This window comes from Bacillus sp. V26, from assembly GCF_034296245.1.
In the GTDB taxonomy this organism is placed as follows: Bacteria; Bacillota; Bacilli; order Bacillales; family Bacillaceae; genus Bacillus; species Bacillus halotolerans.
Map to the genome: position 1 here is coordinate 117,279 of NZ_JAXKQF010000004.1, position 18,411 is coordinate 135,689.

An 18,411-nucleotide genomic window follows, 5' to 3' on the forward strand; every position below is an offset into this window, starting at 1 on the left:
GGCGCCTCCTTATTGGATGTAGCCGGACTGCTGCTGGCCTGGCTGCAGGTGCTTTAATATTCTTTGATAGTGATCGTGATGCATATGTCCGACGCGGTCTAGTTCTTGTTTTAATGTTTGATCCTGGCACTGCTGCGCCATAAAATGCGCTTTCTTCATCGCGAGCAGATTCCAGTTTAGCATGTCATTCAGATACAAATGATCCTTTGTCGAAATAACAGAGGGCGGCATTTGAGATTGCTGCTGATTGTTCATTGTAATCCTCCTTTGCGTTCTATTCGTTTTATGTTTCCTTCAGTATGGGAGTTATATACAGGTGTTTTGAAGAAGGCTGTATCGTCAGGAGGGAATTGGATGTTGAGACATATGTTTTTATTTTTATCTCAAAATAAAACGCTCACCAAGCTTGCCAAAGCATACGGATCACGGCTGGGGGCGCGGAGATTTGTCGCGGGGGACACGATTGAATCGGCTGTTCGAGCCATTAAAAAGCTGAATCAATCCGGATTGTGCACAACCATCGATTATTTAGGCGAGTATGCGGCTACACAAAAAGAAGCAAGTCGAGTCGCAGAGGAATGCAAGAAGGCGATTCAAGCGATTGCTGAACATCGGTTAGATTCCGAGCTTTCCCTTAAGCTGACGTCACTGGGGCTCGATATTTCAGAGGAGCTGGCCGTTTCACATTTGCGTGACATTCTATCTGCTGCGAAGGAAAATGACGTGGCTGTGACGATCGATATGGAGGACTACTCACATTATGAACAGACGCTTGCCATCTACAGGCAGTGCAAGCAGGAATTTGACATGCTGGGTACGGTGATACAGGCTTATCTTTACCGGGCTGCAGAAGATATCCGAAAGCTGCACGATCTGAAGCCGAATCTCAGACTTGTCAAAGGCGCTTACAAGGAATCTGCGGCCGTTGCATTCCCTGATAAAAAAGGAACAGACCTTCACTTTCAGAGCTTGATTAAACTTCATCTGCTGAGCGGGAACTATACTGCCGTCGCTACACACGATGATGGCATCATTGCGTTTACGAAGAAACTCGTTGCCGAGCATCAAATCCCGCTGTCCCAATTCGAGTTTCAAATGCTTTATGGCATCAGGCCGGAGCGGCAGAAGGAACTCGTGAAGGAAGGGTACAAGATGCGTGTATATGTCCCGTATGGAACCGACTGGTTTAGCTACTTTATGAGAAGAATCGCCGAAAGACCCGCAAATGCGGCTTTTGTGTTAAAAGGGATTTTCAAAAAGTGAAAGCAGCCGCGAACCGCAGCTGCATTGTTATTGTTCCATGTTGTGTTTCTTATACTGCTGATTTTGGCTTGTCCGTTTTCCGCCGCCGTAATGCTGTGTCGGACCGGCATCTCCTTTCACGCTCGCCGCGCTTACTGCTGCTGAAGACGGGTTCTTTTTCTCTCGCACCATTCCCTTCACCTCCGGGTTTAAGTTTCCCGTCTTCTATCTGCTTCATACAAAAAAATAACAAATTAGCTATTGAAGTCGAAACAAAAATCTTTTATGATGAAAGAAGAAACGGGTTTCCATTTTTTTTGACCAAAAAATGAATGATTATTCATTCAACGTTCAAGGAGGATGTCTCATGCACAAACACATTCAAAAAGCAGCCGTTTTAGGATCGGGGGTTATGGGTTCCGGTATTGCTGCGCATTTGGCTAACATCGGAATTCCGGTTCTGCTGCTTGATATTGTGCCGAACGATTTAACAAAGGAAGAGGAGAAAAAGGGGCTGACGAAGGAAAGTCCGGAGGTGCGCAGCAGGCTGAGCAGATCTGCGGTGAAAAAGCTGCTGAAACAAAAGCCCGCCCCTCTTACGTCAGCACAAAATACCGCTTATATTACTCCCGGCAATCTAGAAGATGATGTTGAGAAGCTGAAGGAAGCTGATTGGATTATTGAGGTCGTTGTTGAAAATCTTGAGGTCAAAAAGAAGATTTTCTCTCTCGTGGATGAGCATCGGAAACCGGGCAGCATCGTCTCGAGCAACACGTCCGGCATCTCAGTGCAGGCAATGGCTGAAGGCAGGTCTGATGATTTTAAAGCTCATTTTCTCGGAACACACTTTTTTAACCCGGCGCGATATTTAAAGCTGTTGGAGATCATTCCGATTAAGGAAACTGATCCTGACATCCTGGCGTTTATGACATCCTTCGGTGAAAATGTCCTCGGCAAAGGTGTGGTTACAGCTAAGGACACACCAAATTTTATCGCAAACCGAATCGGGACGTACGGACTTCTCATTACGGTTCAAGAAATGCTGAAAGGCGGCTATCAGGTCGGAGAAGTCGACTCCATCACAGGCCCGCTGATCGGCAGACCGAAGAGCGCAACCTTCAGAACGCTGGATGTTGTCGGCCTTGATACGTTTGCCCACGTCGCCCGAAACGTATATGACAAAGCAGAGGGAGACGAAAAAGAAGTGTTTCGCCTGCCTGACTTCATGAATGACATGCTGCAAAAAGGCTGGATCGGAAGCAAATCCGGTCAAGGCTTTTATAGAAAAGAAGGAAAAACGATTTATGAGCTAGACCCGATGACGCTTACTTACGGAGAACGGACAAAGATGAAAACACCGGCTCTTGAAGCAGCAAAGCAAGCTAAAGGGACAAAAGCCAAAATGAAAGCGCTTATTTATTCGGAAGACAGGGCTGGCCAGCTGCTGTGGAATATCACGTCGCAAACGCTGCTTTACTCAGCCCAGCTGCTCGGAGAAATTGCCGACGATATTCATGCAATTGACCAAGCCATGAAATGGGGATTCGGCTGGGAACTGGGGCCATTCGAAATCTGGGACGCAATCGGTCTCAGACAGTCGGCGGAAAAGCTTGAACAGCTTGGAGCGGAGATTCCCGGCTGGATAAAAGATATGTTGGACAAAGGGAATGAGACCTTCTACATCAGAGAAAACGGAACAGTGCTTTATTACGAAAGCGGCGAATACAGAGCTGTAAAAGAAAACAAGAAACGAATCCATTTACAATCGGTCAAGGAAACAAACGGCGTCATTGCCAAAAACAGCGGAGCCAGCCTGATCGACCTTGGAGACGATGTGGCGCTTCTCGAGTTTCACTCGAAAAGCAATGCCATCGGGTTCGACATCATTCAAATGATCAACAGAGCTTTGGAAGAAACAGAGCGGAATTACAAAGGGCTTGTCATCGGCAACCAAGGCAAAAATTTCTGTGTGGGCGCCAATCTCGCCATGATTTTAATGGAAGTACAGGATGACAACTTTATGGAAGTTGATTTGGTAATACGGCGTTTTCAAGAGACAATGATGAACATCAAATACAGCGCGAAACCTGTTGTGGCAGCTCCATTTGGCATGACGCTTGGCGGAGGGACGGAAGTGTGTCTCCCTGCTGCACGAATACAAGCGGCAAGCGAAGCCTATATGGGACTTGTAGAATCAGGAGTCGGCCTTATCCCTGGCGGAGGGGGCAATAAAGAGCTGTACATCAATCATCTTCGCCGCGGTCTTGATCCGATGAATGCGGCCATGAAAACATTTGAAACGATTGCAATGGCTAAGGTGTCAACTTCCGCCCAAGAGGCTCGGGAACTGAACATTTTAAAAGAGGCTGACCGTATCAGCACTAACCAGGATCACCTCCTGTACGATGCAAAGCAGTTAGCCGCCTCTTTATACGATACCGGCTGGCGGCCGCCTGTAAAAGAAAAGGTCAAGGTGGCGGGGGAAACAGGTTATGCCGCGCTTCTGCTCGGTGCAGAGCAAATGAAGCTGTCCGGCTACCTATCTGAGCATGATATGAAAATCGCTAAAAAGCTCGCTTTTGTGATTGCCGGCGGAAAAGTGCCGTTCGGTACAGAGGTGGATGAAGAGTATTTATTGGAAATTGAGAGAGAAGCGTTTTTAAGTTTGGCAGGCGAGGCGAAATCTCAGGCGAGAATGCAGCATATGCTGGTGAAAGGCAAACCTTTACGGAACTAGGAGGGAGTTTATGAAAGAGGCAGTCATTGTGGCAGGAGCAAGAACACCGGTAGGGAAAGCGAAAAAAGGTTCATTGGCCACCGTTCGCCCGGATGATTTGGGAGCCATTTGCGTGAAAGAAACGCTGAAACGAGCAGGCGGCTATGAGGGCAATATTGACGATTTAATTATTGGCTGTGCGACACCTGAAGCAGAACAGGGGCTCAATATGGCGAGAAATATCGGCGCGCTTGCGGGTCTGCCATATACGGTGCCGGCGATTACGGTCAACCGCTACTGTTCCTCAGGTCTTCAGTCCATCGCATATGCGGCAGAAAAAATTATGCTTGGCGCCTACGATACGGCCATTGCAGGCGGAGCGGAATCTATGTCACAGGTTCCGATGATGGGGCATGTGACCCGTCCGAACCTCGCATTAGCCGAGAAAGCGCCGGAGTATTACATGAGCATGGGACACACGGCAGAACAGGTTGCGAAAAAATACGGCGTTTCCCGTGAAGATCAGGATGCTTTTGCCGTGCGCAGCCACCAGAAAGCTGCCAAAGCCCTTGCAGAGGGGAAATTTAAAGATGAAATTGTCCCAGTCGAAGTCAAGGTAACAGAAATCGGCGAAAACCATAAGCCGCAGGAAAAACATACTGTTTTTTCTCAGGATGAAGGTGTCCGTCCGCAAACGACCACAGACATTTTAAGCACATTACGCCCGGCCTTTTCCGTTGACGGGACAGTCACTGCCGGAAATTCCTCACAAACAAGTGACGGGGCGGCGGCTGTCATGCTGATGGATCGCGTAAAAGCGGATGCGCTTGGTTTGGCGCCGCTTGTCAAATTCCGTTCCTTTGCAGTTGGCGGGGTGCCGCCGGAAGTCATGGGCATCGGGCCCGTGGAAGCCATTCCGCGCGCACTGAAGCTTGCCGGGCTTCAACTGCAGGACATCGGGCTGTTCGAACTTAACGAAGCTTTTGCATCACAAGCCATCCAAGTCATCAGGGAGCTAGGGATTGATGAGGAGAAAGTGAATGTCAACGGGGGCGCTATCGCACTCGGACACCCGCTTGGCTGTACGGGCACAAAGCTTACTCTTTCGCTGATTCACGAAATGAAACGAAGAAACGAGCAATTTGGTGTCGTTACAATGTGTATCGGCGGCGGGATGGGAGCAGCCGGTGTATTTGAATTATGCTAAAGGGGGAAAAACAAATGACGAAAAAAACGGCTGAAGTACTAAAAGGCGGCGGTTTCTTAATCGAGGATGTCACATATGATCAGATGTATACACCGGAGGATTTCACCGACGAGCATAAAATGATTGCGAAAACAACGGAGGATTACATTGAGCAGGACGTTCTGCCGCATATAGATGAAATTGAGAACCATCAATTTGAACATTCCGTCCGGCTTTTGAAGAAAGCGGGAGAACTAGGGCTTCTCGGAGCCGATGTTCCCGAGGAATACGGCGGGCTGGGCCTTGATAAAATCAGCTCGGCGCTGATCACTGAAAAATTTTCGCGTGCGGGAAGCTTTTCACTTTCTTACGGTGCACATGTCGGCATCGGTTCCTTGCCGATCGTATTCTTCGGAACGGAAGAGCAAAAGAAAAAATATCTCCCTGATCTGGCTTCAGGGGAAAAGATCGCTGCGTACGCACTGACTGAGCCGGGTTCCGGATCTGATGCGTTAGGCGCAAAAACGACAGCGGTGCTGAATGAAGCAGGAACGCATTACGTATTAACCGGAGAAAAACAGTGGATCACCAACTCAGCTTTTGCCGATGTCTTTGTCGTTTACGCCAAAGTGGACGGCGAAAAGTTTTCCGCTTTTATTGTAGAAAAAGATTTTCCGGGCGTATCAACCGGACCTGAAGAAAAGAAAATGGGAATTAAAGGGTCCTCGACAAGAACCCTCATTTTGGATCAGGCTGAGGTGCCGAAGGAAAACCTTCTTGGAGAAATCGGCAAAGGGCATGTCATCGCTTTTAATATTTTAAATATCGGCCGCTACAAGCTGGCAGTAGGAACGATCGGCGCATCCAAACGAGTGATCGAGCTGTCTGCAGCTTACGCAAATCAGCGCCGCCAATTTAAAACGCCGATCTCAGGCTTTTCGCTGACCCAGGAAAAAATCGCGACGATGGCATCAAGACTGTATGCGATGGAAAGCTCTGTGTACAGAACCGTTGGGCTGTTTGAAGACAATATGAGCCAGTTCACAGCTGAAGACCTAAAGGACGGAAGACAAATTGCGAAGTCCATTGCCGAATACGCCATTGAATGCTCTCTCAACAAGGTGTTTGGCTCTGAAACGCTTGATTATATTGTCGATGAAGGCGTGCAAATCCACGGCGGCTACGGATTTATGCAGGAGTATGAGGTGGAAAGAGCCTATCGGGATTCCAGGATCAACCGGATTTTCGAAGGAACAAATGAAATCAACCGGTTAATCGTGCCAAGCACGTTTCTGAAGAAAGCGATGAAAGGCGAGCTGCCTCTTTTTGAAAAGGCACAGGCGCTTCAAGAAGAACTCATGATGCTTATGCCTGAGGAGCCGGGCACCGGCGTATTAGAGCAAGAGAAATATATTGTCAAGCAAGCCAAAAAAATCGCCCTGTTCGCAGCGGGTCTTGCCGCGCAAAAATACGGAAAAGCGATCGATCGTGAACAAGAAATTCTCGTAAACGTTGCTGATATTGTCAGCAATGTATATGCAATGGAATCAGCCGTGCTCAGAACGGAAAAGGCCATTGCCGCGCAAGGAAGCGATAAAGCAGCGCAAAAGCTGCTGTACACAGAAATTTTCGTTCAAGAAGCCTTTAACGAAATTGAAGCCCATGCGAAAGAATCTTTACTTGCAATGGAAGAAGGAGATTCTCTCCGTATGATGCTCTCGGCTCTCCGCAAGCTGACACGCGTGACGCCTAAAAATGTCATTCGGAAAAAACGTGAAGCGGCAGCGGGTGTGTTCGAGGCAGAAAAATATATTGTCTGAGTCCCAAGGAGCTCCGCTCATCCGGAGCTCTTTTTTTATGAAGCACTGTTTTAGGTTTTTAAAACAAACTGTGTTAAAATAACCTCGATTATTTTATTGAGGGGGAAGAAGATGTCGTTAACTTTTTACTGGTACCCTAAATGCGGAACGTGCCGCAAAGCGAAGAAATGGCTAGAAGAGCACGGAAAAGAAATCAACGAAATACATATTGCAGAACAGCCTCCAAGCAAAGAGGAGCTAAAATCGCTTTATGAAAAAAGCGGGCTGGATTTAAAGAAATTCTTCAACACAAGCGGCATGAAATACCGTGAACTGAATCTGAAGGAAAAACTGTATCACATGTCAGAAGACGAACAGCTTGAACTGCTGGCTTCGGACGGAATGCTGATCAAGCGCCCGCTCACAACAGACGGCGAAAAAGTGACAGTCGGCTTTAAAGAAGATCAATTTGAAGAAAACTGGTCATGATGTAAATTTTTTTCGAAAAGTGTGGTATCTTCTTATTGTAGTGCTGTAAAAAATGGAGGGATTCAATTGAGCATACCTAAAGATTTGCGTTACTCAGAAGAACACGAGTGGGTAAAAGTTGAAGGAGAAAAAGCCAAAATCGGCATTACCCATTTTGCCCAATCCGAGCTCGGAGATATCGTGTTTGTTGAGCTTCCTGAAGTCGGCGCTGAAATCAAAGCGGACGAGCCTTTCGGAAGTGTAGAATCCGTAAAAACGGTATCTGAGCTTTACGCACCGATTAACGGAACTGTAGTGGAAGTAAACGAAGATCTTGATGACAGCCCGGAGTTCGTCAACGAATCTCCGTATGAAAAAGCATGGATGATCGTCGTTGAACCGTCTGACGCGTCTGAAATTGAAAAACTAATGACAGCAGAGCAATACGAAGAGATGACACAGCAAGACTAAAACCGGATAGCTGAGCAGGCAATTGGATACGCTAACGCTATGGGAGGTGTCCAATATGGCTTTCAGCAAACAAAAGCTCGATGTCACCAATGATGTGACAGGCCGCTTTCAAAATGGCCGGCTCTCGTTATATCATGAAGATGAGATGATCGGCCAAATGACAGGCATGAATGAATATGAGCTTAAGTCCGGTTTTACCTACGAAAATGAAAAGTTTTATAAGACAGCCGACGTGGTTTCAGGAGACGATCAGAAATATGTGGATTGTGACTACGAAAGCGGCTGGTGTTAATGTTGGCGGTGAATTTCACTGCCTTCTTTTACAATCTGAACGTTTCAAATTTGACGCGGCAGGTGAAGCAGATGAACATGGGCGAGCTGGAAAAAGTCATGATTGTTGAAGGGAAATCAGATAAAGAAAAGGTTGAAAGCGTCCTGGATGAGCCAGTGCGCATTATCTGCACAAACGGAACAATCAGCCAGCTGAAGCTGGAGGAATTGGCAGACGAGCTTTACGAGAAGGACGTCTATATTTTGGTTGATGCCGATGAATCAGGCGAGAAATTGAGAAAACAGCTGAAAAGGGAATTTAATGAAGCCTACCATTTATATATCGACAGAGCCTATAGGGAAGTGGAGGCGGCGCCCAGACACCATATAGCATCTGTATTGCTGAGCGCAAATCTGAATGTCCATACGATTTTTCTTGAAAGAAAGACCTGAGGTGTTATAGCATGAAAGAACTCCAAGAACAAGAACTTGAACACATTACTGATGATGTGTATCTCCTATATTTATATACTCCGTTTTGCGGGACCTGCCAGCTGGCAAGCAAAATGCTGACAGTTGTCGAAGAAATGCTTCCGTCTGTCGCCTTCTATAAAAATAATCTCAACTATTCACCGGCGTTTGCTAAAGCATATCAAATTGAAAGCGTCCCTTGTTTTCTGCTGTTTAAGGGCGGGAAAGTAATTGAAAGAGGGTATGCGTTTCATTCCGTTTCTTACTTATATGAGCTGATCAAACAAAAATCATCTTCTGCATCTCATTTATGACATTTTTCTCGGCGCATTCCAATGAAATTGTCGTTCGTTTTATAAAGGGGTTCTTGCGCTGAAGAGAGAAATGTGTATGTATGACCAACAAATAGGAGGTTGTACAAATGGAGAAAGCGGAAGTTTTAGAAGATGATTACCAGCATCTGTTTTTAAAACCCCTTTTGAACACTTCAACATTGCTCATTACCTTCCAAGGAGAAACAGAAGCCTTAACCGTCTCAATAAACGAACAAGGGGAAATGAAAAAGATTTCTCCGCCCCACACGTCCAACCTGACCTTTTATGGAAACCAAACAGAAATCATTGATCTTTTGCATGGAGACATTTCCCTTCAGCACCTGATCCAGAGCGGAAGCCTAAAGGTAAAGGGTTCATTCAGAGCGCTGTTAAAGCTGGAAGCCATTCTGTGGCTGACTAATGGTTTTTTTCAGAGGATTCTAAAGAATTGAAAAATAGTAAATTATTATAATAGTAAAAGTTGACATCATTTATTTTATTGACATTTTATCATTCGCCATGCTATTCTACATTAAGAATTTCCGGACGAAAAAGACTATATATTTCTCTTATCAAGAGAGGTGGAGGGAAGTGCCCTATGAAGCCCGGCAACCATCAACACTGTTGAAATGGTGCCAATTCACACGAAGCGTTCAGCTTTGAAAGATGAGAGAAAGGCGAGTTTTATATAAGCCTTTCTGCTCAAGTGTGCAGAAAGGCTTTTCTTTTGCAGAAAAAACCGGAAGATTTCTTAGAATAGTGTTAAGGCAGGTGATCGCTTTGATCAATCTTCAGGATGTTTCAAAAGTGTATAAGTCGAAACATGGAGATGTCAATGCTGTCCAAAATGTCTCGCTTTCCATAAAAAAAGGTGAGATTTTTGGAATTATAGGATATAGCGGAGCTGGTAAAAGTTCCTTAATCCGTCTGCTGAACGGACTTGAGAAACCGAGCTCAGGAATCGTGGAAGTGGCGGGAACAAAGATTAATGAAGTAAACGGACGCAACTTAAGAAAAGCACGCCATGAAATCAGTATGATTTTCCAGCATTTTAATTTGCTCTGGTCGCGAACTGTCAGAGATAACATCATGTTTCCTTTAGAAATTGCCGGGGTGAAAAAAAGCGAGCGGATCAAGCGTGCCAATGAACTGATTAAACTGGTAGGTTTAGAAGGAAAAGAAAAATCTTACCCATCCCAGCTGAGCGGCGGACAAAAGCAGCGGGTCGGAATCGCCAGAGCGCTCGCAAACAATCCAAAGGTTCTCCTTTGTGATGAAGCGACATCAGCTTTAGATCCGCAAACAACTGATTCAATCTTGGATCTTTTGTCCGATATTAATGAAAGACTCGGTTTGACGATTGTGCTGATCACACACGAAATGCATGTCATCCGCAAAATCTGCAACAGAGTCGCTGTCATGGAAAACGGAAAGGTTGTTGAAGAAGGAGAAGTTCTCGATGTCTTCAAGAATCCGAAGGAAGAAATGACAAAACGATTTGTCCAGCAGGTGACTGAGCCTGAAGAAACAAAAGAAACGCTTCAGCATCTTCTTGACGAAAAAGCGTCAGGAACAACGGTTCAGCTCACATTTGTCGGCGAAGCGGCTGAACAGCCTCTGATTACAGAGATGATCAGAAACTTCAATGTCAGTGTCAATATTCTGCAAGGGAAAATCTCGCAGACGAAGGACGGAGCATATGGTTCATTGTTCATCCATATTGACGGTGACGAGGAAGAAGTGCAAAACGTGATCCGGTTTATTAATGACAAACAGGTGAAAGCAGAGGTGATCACGAATGTTTGAAAAATACTTCCCGAACGTTGATGTAACTGAATTATGGAACGCGACATACGAGACGCTTTATATGACGCTGATCTCTTTGGTTTTTGCCTTTGTCATCGGGGTGATCCTCGGTCTGCTGCTCTTTCTCACAAGCAAAGGGAGCCTCTGGCAGAACAAAGCGGTCAACACTGTGATTGCGGCCATTGTCAATGTATTCAGGTCTATTCCGTTCCTCATTTTAATTATTTTATTACTAGGTTTTACGAAGTTTTTAGTCGGCACCATCTTAGGGCCGAACGCGGCACTGCCGGCGTTAGTCATCGGCTCAGCCCCGTTTTACGCGCGGCTTGCTGAAATTGCGCTGCGCGAGGTGGATAAAGGCGTCATCGAAGCTGCGAAATCAATGGGAGCCAAAACATCAACGATTATTTTCAAAGTGCTGCTTCCGGAATCCATGCCGGCCCTTATTTCTGGGATCACGGTTACGGCCATCGCTTTGATCGGCTCAACGGCAATTGCAGGCGCCATCGGTTCAGGAGGCCTTGGAAACCTTGCATATGTAGAAGGATATCAGTCTAATAATACTGATGTTACCTTCGTTGCTACTGTATTTATTTTAATCATCGTTTTCATTATTCAAATGATCGGTGATGTCATAACAAATATAATAGACAAACGATAAGGGAGGATTTACATTGAAAAAGCTATTTTTAGGTGCATTACTGCTTGTATTTGCAGGAGTTATGGCTGCCTGCGGTTCTAATAACGCTGAATCCGGCAAGAAAGAAATTGTTGTTGCCGCTACAAAAACACCGCATGCAGAAATTTTAAAAGAAGCTGAACCATTGTTAAAAGAAAAAGGCTACACACTGAAAGTGAAAGTGCTTAGTGATTACAAAATGTACAACAAAGCCTTAGCTGATAAAGAAGTGGATGCGAACTTCTTCCAGCACATTCCTTACCTTGAGCAAGAAATGAAAGAAAACAAAGATTATAAACTTGCGAATGCCGGTGCGATTCACTTAGAGCCATTCGGTATTTATTCTAAAAAATACAAATCATTAAAAGATCTTCCCGACGATGCGACAATTATCCTGACAAATAACGTCGCTGAACAAGGCCGTATGCTTGCAATGCTTGAGAATGCAGGATTAATTACACTTGATTCCAAAGTGGAGACAGTCGATGCAACACTGAAAGACATTAAGAAAAACCCGAAAAACCTTCAGTTCAAAAAAGTAGCGCCTGAATTAACGGCAAAAGCATATGAAAACAAAGAAGGAGACGCGGCCTTCATCAATGTGAACTATGCGATCCAAAATAAATTAAATCCTAAAAAAGACGCGATTGAAGTGGAATCAACAAAAGATAACCCTTACGCCAATATCATTGCAGTGAGAGATGGCGAAGAGGATTCTGCGAAAATCAAAGCGCTTATGGAAGTTCTTCACTCTAAAAAGATCAAAGACTTCATCGATAAAAAATATGACGGAGCTGTGCTTCCTGTATCTGAATAAGACTGAAACCCCGGATGAGAAATCCGGGGTTTTTTGGGTATTTTCCTTAAAGCTGTTCATAATAAAAAGGAATGTTAAACAGATGGAGGGATTTTCTTTGAATCAAGATAGAGGAAGCATGCAGGACGCGCTAAAACAATATAAACAAAGTTTAGGCACATTTGAACAGAAGATGCCGATGATGGGAAGAAAGTTTAACGAATTCACCGAACAATGCTTTGCAGCTAATTCACTAACAGAAAGAGAAAAACAGCTGATTGCACTGGGGATCGCTATCAATGCTCAGGACGAATACTGCATGATCTATCACACAAAAGGCTGTCTTGACCAAGGAGCGACGGAAGAAAACATTCTTGAAGCGGTCAGTGTGGCGGCGGCATTCGGAGGCGGAGCTGCTCTAAGCCAAGGTGTGACAGTTGTCCAGCAGTGCATAGAGGAATTTGGAAACACTACGCATTAGAAGAAGGAATATTCCGAAAAACGATTCTCATTTCAACTCAAAGGGTCCTTTCGTCTCATCCGTTGTTATATCAAGCCATATCCATTTTGCAGCGTCGGTCGCAGAGCTGATACAATAGCAGTAAATAAATGAAGGGATTGATTCATTATTTGCAGCAGCCAGGACAGACTGGACCTCGATTATACGTCAGAAATGGAAAAAGCGATGCAGCTGTCGCATGGGATCGGGTACGAGGAATACGGACGCCGGCTGGATACAAGAATGGAAGTTGAGCGGCAGAGAGAGCTTGAATATAAAAAATGCAAGCGGTATTCTGCGGAGCTTAATGAGAAAATCGGTCTTTAAAAAAAGGGTGGGAATCCACTCTTTTTCTTTTTCAATTGCTTTAATAAAGTGCTGAACTTTGTTAAACTTGAGAAATGTGCAAGGCACGATAAAAAGTTGTATTTACTTTTCATTTGTTATAAAATTAGAATGAGAATAAAATGAGAATAATGATTATATATTTTTGGAGGTATAGATATGGCTGCTTCAACATTAACGATCAAAGATCTTCACGTTGAAATCGAAGGGAAAGAGATCTTAAAAGGTGTAAACCTTGAAATAAAAGGCGGAGAGTTCCACGCCGTAATGGGACCGAACGGTACTGGTAAATCAACTCTGTCAGCTGCTATTATGGGGCATCCTAAATATGAAGTAACGAAGGGCAGCATCACGCTTGACGGCAAAGATGTACTGGAAATGGAAGTGGACGAGCGTGCGCAGGCAGGTTTGTTCCTTGCAATGCAGTACCCAAGTGAAATCAGCGGTGTGACAAATGCCGACTTCCTTCGTTCTGCGATCAACGCGCGCAGAGAAGAAGGCGATGAAATTTCTCTTATGAAATTCATCCGCAAAATGGACGAAAACATGGAGTTCTTAGAAATGGACCCTGAAATGGCTCAGCGCTACCTCAACGAAGGCTTCTCAGGCGGGGAGAAAAAACGCAACGAAATCCTTCAGTTGATGATGATTGAACCGAAAATCGCCATCCTTGATGAAATCGACTCAGGTCTTGATATTGACGCTTTGAAAGTTGTATCAAAAGGGATCAACAAAATGCGCAGCGAAAGCTTCGGCTGCCTGATGATCACTCACTATCAGCGTCTGTTAAACTACATCACTCCTGATGTGGTTCACGTTATGATGCAAGGCCGCGTTGTAAAATCCGGCGGTGCAGAGCTTGCACAGCGTCTTGAAGCAGAAGGTTATGACTGGATTAAAAAAGAACTTGGCATTGAAGACGAAACTGTAGGCCAAGAAGCGTAAGCGTTAGGGGGATTAATATGACACTAGATACAAAACTATCCGTAGATCAGGAGTATCTCAAAAGCTTTTCCGAAAAGCATCAAGAACCTGCCTGGCTGAAAAACCTGCGCTTACAGGCTCTTGAACAAGCTGAGGATCTGCCGATGCCGAAGCCTGACAAAACAAAAATCACAAACTGGAACTTCACGAACTTTGCGAAGCATACAGTTGATAATGAGCCGCTTTCTTCATTAGAAGATTTGACTGATGAAGCAAAAGCGCTGATCGATGTCGAAAACGAAGATAAAACGTTATATGTACAGCGTGATCAGACGCCTGCATACCTTTCTCTTTCTCAGGAATTGAAAGACAAAGGCGTTATCTTTACTGATATTTTGACTGCTGCACGCGAGCACAGCGACTTAGTGGAGAAATACTTTATGAAAGACGGCGTGAAAGTTGATGAGCATAAATTAACTGCACTTCACGCAGCTCTTGTTAACGGAGGGGCATTCCTCTATGTTCCGAAAAATGTTCAGGTGGAGACGCCGGTTCAGGCTGTTTATGTCCACGAAAGCAACGATACAGCTCTGTTCAACCACGTATTGATTGTGGCGGAAGACCATAGCTCAGTAACGTATGTAGAAAACTACATCAGCACGGTCAACCCGAAAGATGCTGTATTCAATATTATCAGTGAGGTTATCACAGGTGATAATGCCAGTGTGACATACGGTGCGGTGGATAATCTGTCTTCCGGCGTGACAACTTACGTCAACCGCCGCGGTGCTGCGCGCGGTCGTGACAGCAAAATCGAGTGGGCTCTCGGCCTCATGAACGATGGCGACACCATTTCCGAAAACACAACAAACCTTTACGGTGACGGCACTTACGGCGACACGAAAACGGTTGTTGTCGGAAGAGGAGAGCAAACAGAAAACTTCACGACACAAATCATTCATTTCGGTAAAGCTTCTGAAGGATATATCTTGAAGCACGGTGTGATGAAGGATTCCGCTTCTTCTATCTTTAACGGAATCGGCAAAATCGAACATGGCGCTTCTAAAGCGAATGCGGAACAGGAATCCCGTGTGCTGATGCTCAGCGAAAAAGCGCGCGGAGACGCAAACCCTATTCTTTTAATTGACGAAGACGATGTAACTGCAGGACATGCGGCATCTGTCGGCCGTGTGGACCCTATTCAGCTTTACTACCTGATGAGCCGCGGTATTGCGAAAGAAGAAGCAGAACGCTTAGTCATCTATGGATTCCTTGCGCCGGTAGTTAACGAACTTCCGATTGAAGGCGTTAAGAAACAATTGGTTTCTGTTATCGAAAGGAAAGTGAAGTAATGAATATCACAGATATTCGTGAACAGTTCCCGATCCTTCATCAGCAAGTGAACGGACATGATCTCGTTTATCTCGACAGCGCGGCGACTTCCCAGAAGCCGCGTGCTGTCATTGAAACACTGGATAAGTATTATAACCAATACAATTCCAATGTTCACCGGGGCGTCCATACGCTTGGAACCAGAGCGACAGACGGTTATGAAGGAGCGCGTGAAAAAGTCCGCAAGTTTATTAACGCGAAGTCAATGGCTGAGATTATTTTCACAAAAGGCACGACCACATCACTGAATATGGTGGCGTTAAGCTATGCGCGCGCCAACCTGAAACCGGGTGATGAAGTGGTCATCACCTATATGGAGCATCATGCGAATATCATTCCGTGGCAGCAGGCTGTCAAAGCGACTGGCGCCACATTAAAATATATTCCGCTGCAGGAAGACGGCACGATTTCATTAGATGACGTCAGAGCAACAGTCACGAGCAATACGAAGATTGTTGCGGTATCTCATGTGTCTAATGTTCTCGGCACGATCAACCCGATAAAAGAAATGGCGAACATCGCTCATGACAACGGGGCTGTCATTGTGGTGGACGGTGCACAAAGCACGCCTCACATGAAAATTGACGTGCAGGATCTCGATTGCGACTTCTTTGCGCTTTCTTCCCACAAAATGTGCGGTCCTACCGGAGTAGGCGTGCTGTACGGAAAGAAAGCCCTGCTGGAAAACATGGAGCCTGCCGAATTCGGCGGTGAAATGATCGACTTTGTCGGGCTTTATGAATCAACTTGGAAAGAGCTTCCGTGGAAATTCGAAGCGGGTACTCCGATTATTGCTGGAGCAATCGGTCTCGGTGCCGCAATTGATTTTCTCGAAGAAATCGGCCTTGATGAGATTTCCCGCCACGAGCACAAGCTTGCAGCTTATGCGCTTGAACGCTTCCGTCAGCTTGACGGCGTGACGGTTTACGGACCAGAAGAGCGTGCCGGGCTGATCACATTTAACCTTGATGATGTTCATCCGCACGATGTGGCAACCGTACTTGATGCGGAAGGGATCGCTGTCAGAGCGGGTCACCATTGCGCCCAGCCGCTGATGAAATGGCTGGATGTAACTGCTACTGCGAGAGCAAGCTTTTATCTGTATAATACAGAGGAAGAGATTGATAAGCTTGTGGAAGCTCTTCAAAAGACAAAGGAGTATTTTACAAATGTCTTTTAATGCAAACTTAGATACATTGTACAGACAGGTGATTATGGATCATTACAAAAACCCGCGCAACAAAGGGGTTTTGAATGACAGCATCGTCGTGGATATGAACAATCCGACATGCGGCGACCGAATCAGGCTGACAATGAAGCTTGACGGAGACATCGTGGAAGATGCGAAATTTGAAGGGGAAGGCTGTTCCATTTCAATGGCATCCGCTTCGATGATGACTCAGGCGATTAAAGGGAAAGATGTTGAAACAGCCCTTTCCATGTCTAAGATTTTCTCGGATATGATGCAAGGGAAAGAATATGATGATTCTATAGATCTGGGTGATATTGAAGCCCTTCAAGGCGTTTCAAAATTCCCGGCCCGTATTAAATGTGCAACCCTGTCATGGAAGGCACTTGAAAAAGGAGTCGCTAAAGAAGAAGGCGGCAATTAAAAGGATTGGAGTGAAAATGGATGGCTAAAAAAATGCCTGATATTGGTGAATACAAATATGGTTTTCACGACAAGGACGTTTCCATTTTCCGTTCAGAGCGCGGATTGACAAAAGAAATCGTAGAAGAAATTTCTCGCATGAAAGAAGAGCCTCAATGGATGCTTGATTTCCGCTTGAAATCACTTGAACATTTCTACAACATGCCAATGCCTCAATGGGGCGGAGATCTAAACTCACTGAACTTTGACGAAATTACGTACTACGTAAAACCGTCTGAGCGTTCAGAGCGTTCTTGGGATGAAGTTCCTGAAGAAATTAAGCAAACTTTCGACAAGCTCGGTATTCCTGAAGCTGAACAAAAATACCTTGCGGGTGTTTCTGCTCAGTACGAATCAGAGGTTGTATACCACAACATGAAAGAAGATCTTGAAGCGCAAGGCATCGTCTTTAAAGACACAGACAGCGCGCTGAAAGAAAATGAAGATATTTTCCGTGAGCACTGGGCAAAAGTGATTCCGCCGACTGATAACAAGTTTGCGGCGCTGAACTCAGCTGTTTGGTCCGGCGGATCTTTCATCTATGTGCCAAAAGGCGTGAAGGTTGAAACACCGCTTCAAGCTTACTTCCGTATCAACTCTGAAAATATGGGTCAGTTCGAACGTACGCTGATCATCGTTGACGAAGAAGCAAGCGTGCATTACGTTGAGGGCTGTACGGCACCTGTTTACACAACAAACTCTCTTCACAGTGCGGTTGTTGAAATCATCGTGAAAAAAGGCGGCTACTGCCGTTATACAACGATCCAAAACTGGGCGAACAACGTTTACAACCTTGTAACAAAGCGTACGATCTGTGAAGAAAACGCAACTATGGAATGGATCGATGGCAACATCGGATCTAAACTGACAATGAAATATCCGGCTTGTATCCTAAAAGGTGAAGGCGCGCGCGGTATGACGCTTTCTATTGCTCTTGCGGGTAAAGGCCAGCATCAGGATGCGGGTGCGAAAATGATTCACCTTGCACCAAACACATCTTCCACAATCGTATCAAAATCGATCTCTAAACAAGGCGGGAAAGTAACCTACCGCGGAATTGTCCACTTCGGACGTAAAGCGGAAGGCGCCCGTTCCAACATCGAGTGTGATACGCTCATTATGGATAACAAATCAACATCAGATACAATTCCTTACAATGAAATCTTAAATGATAACATTTCATTGGAGCACGAAGCGAAAGTGTCTAAAGTATCTGAAGAACAGCTCTTCTACTTGATGAGCCGCGGCATTTCCGAAGAAGAAGCGACTGAAATGATCGTAATGGGCTTTATCGAGCCATTCACAAAAGAGCTTCCAATGGAATACGCAGTTGAAATGAACCGTTTGATTAAATTCGAAATGGAAGGTTCAATCGGTTAATG

General features: G+C 45.3%; 22 protein-coding genes and 1 riboswitch. Of the genes, 20 read left to right on the forward strand and 2 right to left on the reverse strand.

Going from position 1 to position 18,411, the window contains the following annotated elements:
- Nucleotides 1-9: 9 nt before the first annotated feature.
- The gene (locus tag UJ203_RS13920; RefSeq protein ID WP_010331808.1) at nucleotides 10-255 is read right to left on the reverse strand and encodes a hypothetical protein; all 246 of its coding nucleotides are present in this window, start codon (nucleotides 253-255) and stop codon (nucleotides 10-12) included.
- Between the two features lie 99 nt (nucleotides 256-354).
- Here UJ203_RS13920 and UJ203_RS13925 point away from each other — a divergent pair, with 99 nt between their 5' ends.
- Nucleotides 355-1,263 (forward strand): proline dehydrogenase, encoded by a 909-nt coding sequence (locus UJ203_RS13925; RefSeq protein WP_322011659.1) that lies wholly within the window; start codon nucleotides 355-357, stop codon nucleotides 1,261-1,263.
- 27 nt (nucleotides 1,264-1,290) lie between these two features.
- Here UJ203_RS13925 and UJ203_RS13930 read toward each other — a convergent pair whose 3' ends face one another.
- Nucleotides 1,291-1,434, reverse strand: coding sequence for a YuzL family protein (locus UJ203_RS13930; protein ID WP_010331806.1), 144 nt, complete (start codon nucleotides 1,432-1,434; stop codon nucleotides 1,291-1,293).
- A gap of 175 nt (nucleotides 1,435-1,609) precedes the next feature.
- Here UJ203_RS13930 and UJ203_RS13935 point away from each other — a divergent pair, with 175 nt between their 5' ends.
- From UJ203_RS13935 to sufB, 19 genes are all read left to right on the forward strand, one after another.
- Complete coding sequence (locus UJ203_RS13935; RefSeq protein ID WP_322011663.1) at nucleotides 1,610-3,979, forward strand: 3-hydroxyacyl-CoA dehydrogenase/enoyl-CoA hydratase family protein; 2,370 nt, start codon at nucleotides 1,610-1,612, stop codon at nucleotides 3,977-3,979.
- 10 nt (nucleotides 3,980-3,989) lie between these two features.
- Nucleotides 3,990-5,165, forward strand: coding sequence for an acetyl-CoA C-acetyltransferase (locus UJ203_RS13940; RefSeq protein WP_322011665.1), 1,176 nt, complete (start codon nucleotides 3,990-3,992; stop codon nucleotides 5,163-5,165).
- A 14-nt stretch (nucleotides 5,166-5,179) separates the two neighbouring features.
- Nucleotides 5,180-6,964: an acyl-CoA dehydrogenase FadE gene (gene fadE, locus UJ203_RS13945; RefSeq protein ID WP_322011667.1), complete on the forward strand. Its 1,785-nt coding sequence runs from the start codon at nucleotides 5,180-5,182 to the stop codon at nucleotides 6,962-6,964.
- A 111-nt stretch (nucleotides 6,965-7,075) separates the two neighbouring features.
- Nucleotides 7,076-7,432 (forward strand): arsenate reductase family protein, encoded by a 357-nt coding sequence (locus UJ203_RS13950; protein ID WP_024122775.1) that lies wholly within the window; start codon nucleotides 7,076-7,078, stop codon nucleotides 7,430-7,432.
- Nucleotides 7,433-7,498: 66 nt separating this feature from the next.
- The gene (gene gcvH, locus UJ203_RS13955) at nucleotides 7,499-7,882 is read left to right on the forward strand and encodes a glycine cleavage system protein GcvH (RefSeq protein WP_010331800.1); all 384 of its coding nucleotides are present in this window, start codon (nucleotides 7,499-7,501) and stop codon (nucleotides 7,880-7,882) included.
- A gap of 55 nt (nucleotides 7,883-7,937) precedes the next feature.
- Nucleotides 7,938-8,174: a YusG family protein gene (locus tag UJ203_RS13960; RefSeq protein ID WP_010331799.1), complete on the forward strand. Its 237-nt coding sequence runs from the start codon at nucleotides 7,938-7,940 to the stop codon at nucleotides 8,172-8,174.
- A gap of 77 nt (nucleotides 8,175-8,251) precedes the next feature.
- On the forward strand, nucleotides 8,252-8,605 hold the full coding sequence (locus UJ203_RS13965) for a toprim domain-containing protein (RefSeq protein ID WP_322011672.1): 354 nt from the start codon (nucleotides 8,252-8,254) through the stop codon (nucleotides 8,603-8,605).
- Between the two features lie 11 nt (nucleotides 8,606-8,616).
- Entirely contained in the window at nucleotides 8,617-8,937 is a 321-nt protein-coding gene (locus UJ203_RS13970; protein WP_024122773.1) for a thioredoxin family protein, read from the forward strand.
- A gap of 107 nt (nucleotides 8,938-9,044) precedes the next feature.
- Nucleotides 9,045-9,389 (forward strand): SCP2 sterol-binding domain-containing protein, encoded by a 345-nt coding sequence (locus tag UJ203_RS13975; protein WP_024122772.1) that lies wholly within the window; start codon nucleotides 9,045-9,047, stop codon nucleotides 9,387-9,389.
- Between the two features lie 114 nt (nucleotides 9,390-9,503).
- Nucleotides 9,504-9,610, forward strand: a riboswitch (SAM riboswitch).
- 107 nt (nucleotides 9,611-9,717) lie between these two features.
- Nucleotides 9,718-10,743, forward strand: a complete 1,026-nt coding sequence (gene metN, locus UJ203_RS13980) for a methionine ABC transporter ATP-binding protein MetN (protein WP_024122771.1) — start codon at nucleotides 9,718-9,720, stop codon at nucleotides 10,741-10,743.
- Nucleotides 10,736-11,404: a methionine ABC transporter permease MetP gene (gene metP, locus UJ203_RS13985; protein ID WP_010331792.1), complete on the forward strand. Its 669-nt coding sequence runs from the start codon at nucleotides 10,736-10,738 to the stop codon at nucleotides 11,402-11,404. Before metN ends, metP begins: the two co-directional genes overlap by 8 nt.
- Nucleotides 11,405-11,417: 13 nt before the next feature.
- Complete coding sequence (metQ, locus tag UJ203_RS13990; protein ID WP_105953847.1) at nucleotides 11,418-12,239, forward strand: methionine ABC transporter substrate-binding lipoprotein MetQ; 822 nt, start codon at nucleotides 11,418-11,420, stop codon at nucleotides 12,237-12,239.
- Between the two features lie 82 nt (nucleotides 12,240-12,321).
- Nucleotides 12,322-12,699, forward strand: coding sequence for a carboxymuconolactone decarboxylase family protein (locus UJ203_RS13995; RefSeq protein WP_038954281.1), 378 nt, complete (start codon nucleotides 12,322-12,324; stop codon nucleotides 12,697-12,699).
- Nucleotides 12,700-12,891: 192 nt separating this feature from the next.
- Nucleotides 12,892-13,044, forward strand: coding sequence for a hypothetical protein (locus tag UJ203_RS14000; RefSeq protein ID WP_010331789.1), 153 nt, complete (start codon nucleotides 12,892-12,894; stop codon nucleotides 13,042-13,044).
- 177 nt (nucleotides 13,045-13,221) lie between these two features.
- The gene (sufC, locus tag UJ203_RS14005; protein ID WP_010331788.1) at nucleotides 13,222-14,007 is read left to right on the forward strand and encodes a Fe-S cluster assembly ATPase SufC; all 786 of its coding nucleotides are present in this window, start codon (nucleotides 13,222-13,224) and stop codon (nucleotides 14,005-14,007) included.
- A gap of 17 nt (nucleotides 14,008-14,024) precedes the next feature.
- Nucleotides 14,025-15,338, forward strand: a complete 1,314-nt coding sequence (sufD, locus tag UJ203_RS14010; protein ID WP_105953846.1) for a Fe-S cluster assembly protein SufD — start codon at nucleotides 14,025-14,027, stop codon at nucleotides 15,336-15,338.
- On the forward strand, nucleotides 15,338-16,558 hold the full coding sequence (gene sufS, locus UJ203_RS14015) for a cysteine desulfurase SufS (RefSeq protein WP_105953845.1): 1,221 nt from the start codon (nucleotides 15,338-15,340) through the stop codon (nucleotides 16,556-16,558). Before sufD ends, sufS begins: the two co-directional genes overlap by 1 nt.
- Complete coding sequence (gene sufU, locus UJ203_RS14020) at nucleotides 16,548-16,991, forward strand: Fe-S cluster assembly sulfur transfer protein SufU (protein WP_322011681.1); 444 nt, start codon at nucleotides 16,548-16,550, stop codon at nucleotides 16,989-16,991. The genes sufS and sufU overlap by 11 nt, the downstream gene beginning before the upstream one ends.
- A gap of 20 nt (nucleotides 16,992-17,011) precedes the next feature.
- Nucleotides 17,012-18,409 (forward strand): Fe-S cluster assembly protein SufB, encoded by a 1,398-nt coding sequence (gene sufB, locus UJ203_RS14025; protein ID WP_024713611.1) that lies wholly within the window; start codon nucleotides 17,012-17,014, stop codon nucleotides 18,407-18,409.
- Nucleotides 18,410-18,411 lie beyond the last annotated feature (2 nt).

What these genes read in the sequence shown, in the direction of transcription:
- metP (WP_010331792.1), top strand. Translation starts at nt 10,736, where the DNA reads ATGTTTGAAAAATACTTCCCGAACGTTGATGTAACTGAATTATGGAAC.
- fadE (WP_322011667.1), top strand. Translation starts at nt 5,180, where the DNA reads ATGACGAAAAAAACGGCTGAAGTACTAAAAGGCGGCGGTTTCTTAATC.
- sufS (WP_105953845.1), top strand. Translation starts at nt 15,338, where the DNA reads ATGAATATCACAGATATTCGTGAACAGTTCCCGATCCTTCATCAGCAA.
- UJ203_RS13965 (WP_322011672.1), top strand. Translation starts at nt 8,252, where the DNA reads ATGGGCGAGCTGGAAAAAGTCATGATTGTTGAAGGGAAATCAGATAAA.
- sufC (WP_010331788.1), top strand. Translation starts at nt 13,222, where the DNA reads ATGGCTGCTTCAACATTAACGATCAAAGATCTTCACGTTGAAATCGAA.
- UJ203_RS13995 (WP_038954281.1), top strand. Translation starts at nt 12,322, where the DNA reads ATGGAGGGATTTTCTTTGAATCAAGATAGAGGAAGCATGCAGGACGCG.
- UJ203_RS14000 (WP_010331789.1), top strand. Translation starts at nt 12,892, where the DNA reads ATGGAAAAAGCGATGCAGCTGTCGCATGGGATCGGGTACGAGGAATAC.
- sufB (WP_024713611.1), top strand. Translation starts at nt 17,012, where the DNA reads ATGGCTAAAAAAATGCCTGATATTGGTGAATACAAATATGGTTTTCAC.
- UJ203_RS13925 (WP_322011659.1), top strand. Translation starts at nt 355, where the DNA reads ATGTTGAGACATATGTTTTTATTTTTATCTCAAAATAAAACGCTCACC.
- UJ203_RS13950 (WP_024122775.1), top strand. Translation starts at nt 7,076, where the DNA reads ATGTCGTTAACTTTTTACTGGTACCCTAAATGCGGAACGTGCCGCAAA.
- UJ203_RS13940 (WP_322011665.1), top strand. Translation starts at nt 3,990, where the DNA reads ATGAAAGAGGCAGTCATTGTGGCAGGAGCAAGAACACCGGTAGGGAAA.
- UJ203_RS13930 (WP_010331806.1), bottom strand. Translation starts at nt 1,434, where the DNA reads ATGGTGCGAGAGAAAAAGAACCCGTCTTCAGCAGCAGTAAGCGCGGCG.
- UJ203_RS13960 (WP_010331799.1), top strand. Translation starts at nt 7,938, where the DNA reads ATGGCTTTCAGCAAACAAAAGCTCGATGTCACCAATGATGTGACAGGC.
- UJ203_RS13975 (WP_024122772.1), top strand. Translation starts at nt 9,045, where the DNA reads ATGGAGAAAGCGGAAGTTTTAGAAGATGATTACCAGCATCTGTTTTTA.
- UJ203_RS13920 (WP_010331808.1), bottom strand. Translation starts at nt 255, where the DNA reads ATGAACAATCAGCAGCAATCTCAAATGCCGCCCTCTGTTATTTCGACA.
- sufU (WP_322011681.1), top strand. Translation starts at nt 16,548, where the DNA reads ATGTCTTTTAATGCAAACTTAGATACATTGTACAGACAGGTGATTATG.
- UJ203_RS13970 (WP_024122773.1), top strand. Translation starts at nt 8,617, where the DNA reads ATGAAAGAACTCCAAGAACAAGAACTTGAACACATTACTGATGATGTG.
- sufD (WP_105953846.1), top strand. Translation starts at nt 14,025, where the DNA reads ATGACACTAGATACAAAACTATCCGTAGATCAGGAGTATCTCAAAAGC.
- UJ203_RS13935 (WP_322011663.1), top strand. Translation starts at nt 1,610, where the DNA reads ATGCACAAACACATTCAAAAAGCAGCCGTTTTAGGATCGGGGGTTATG.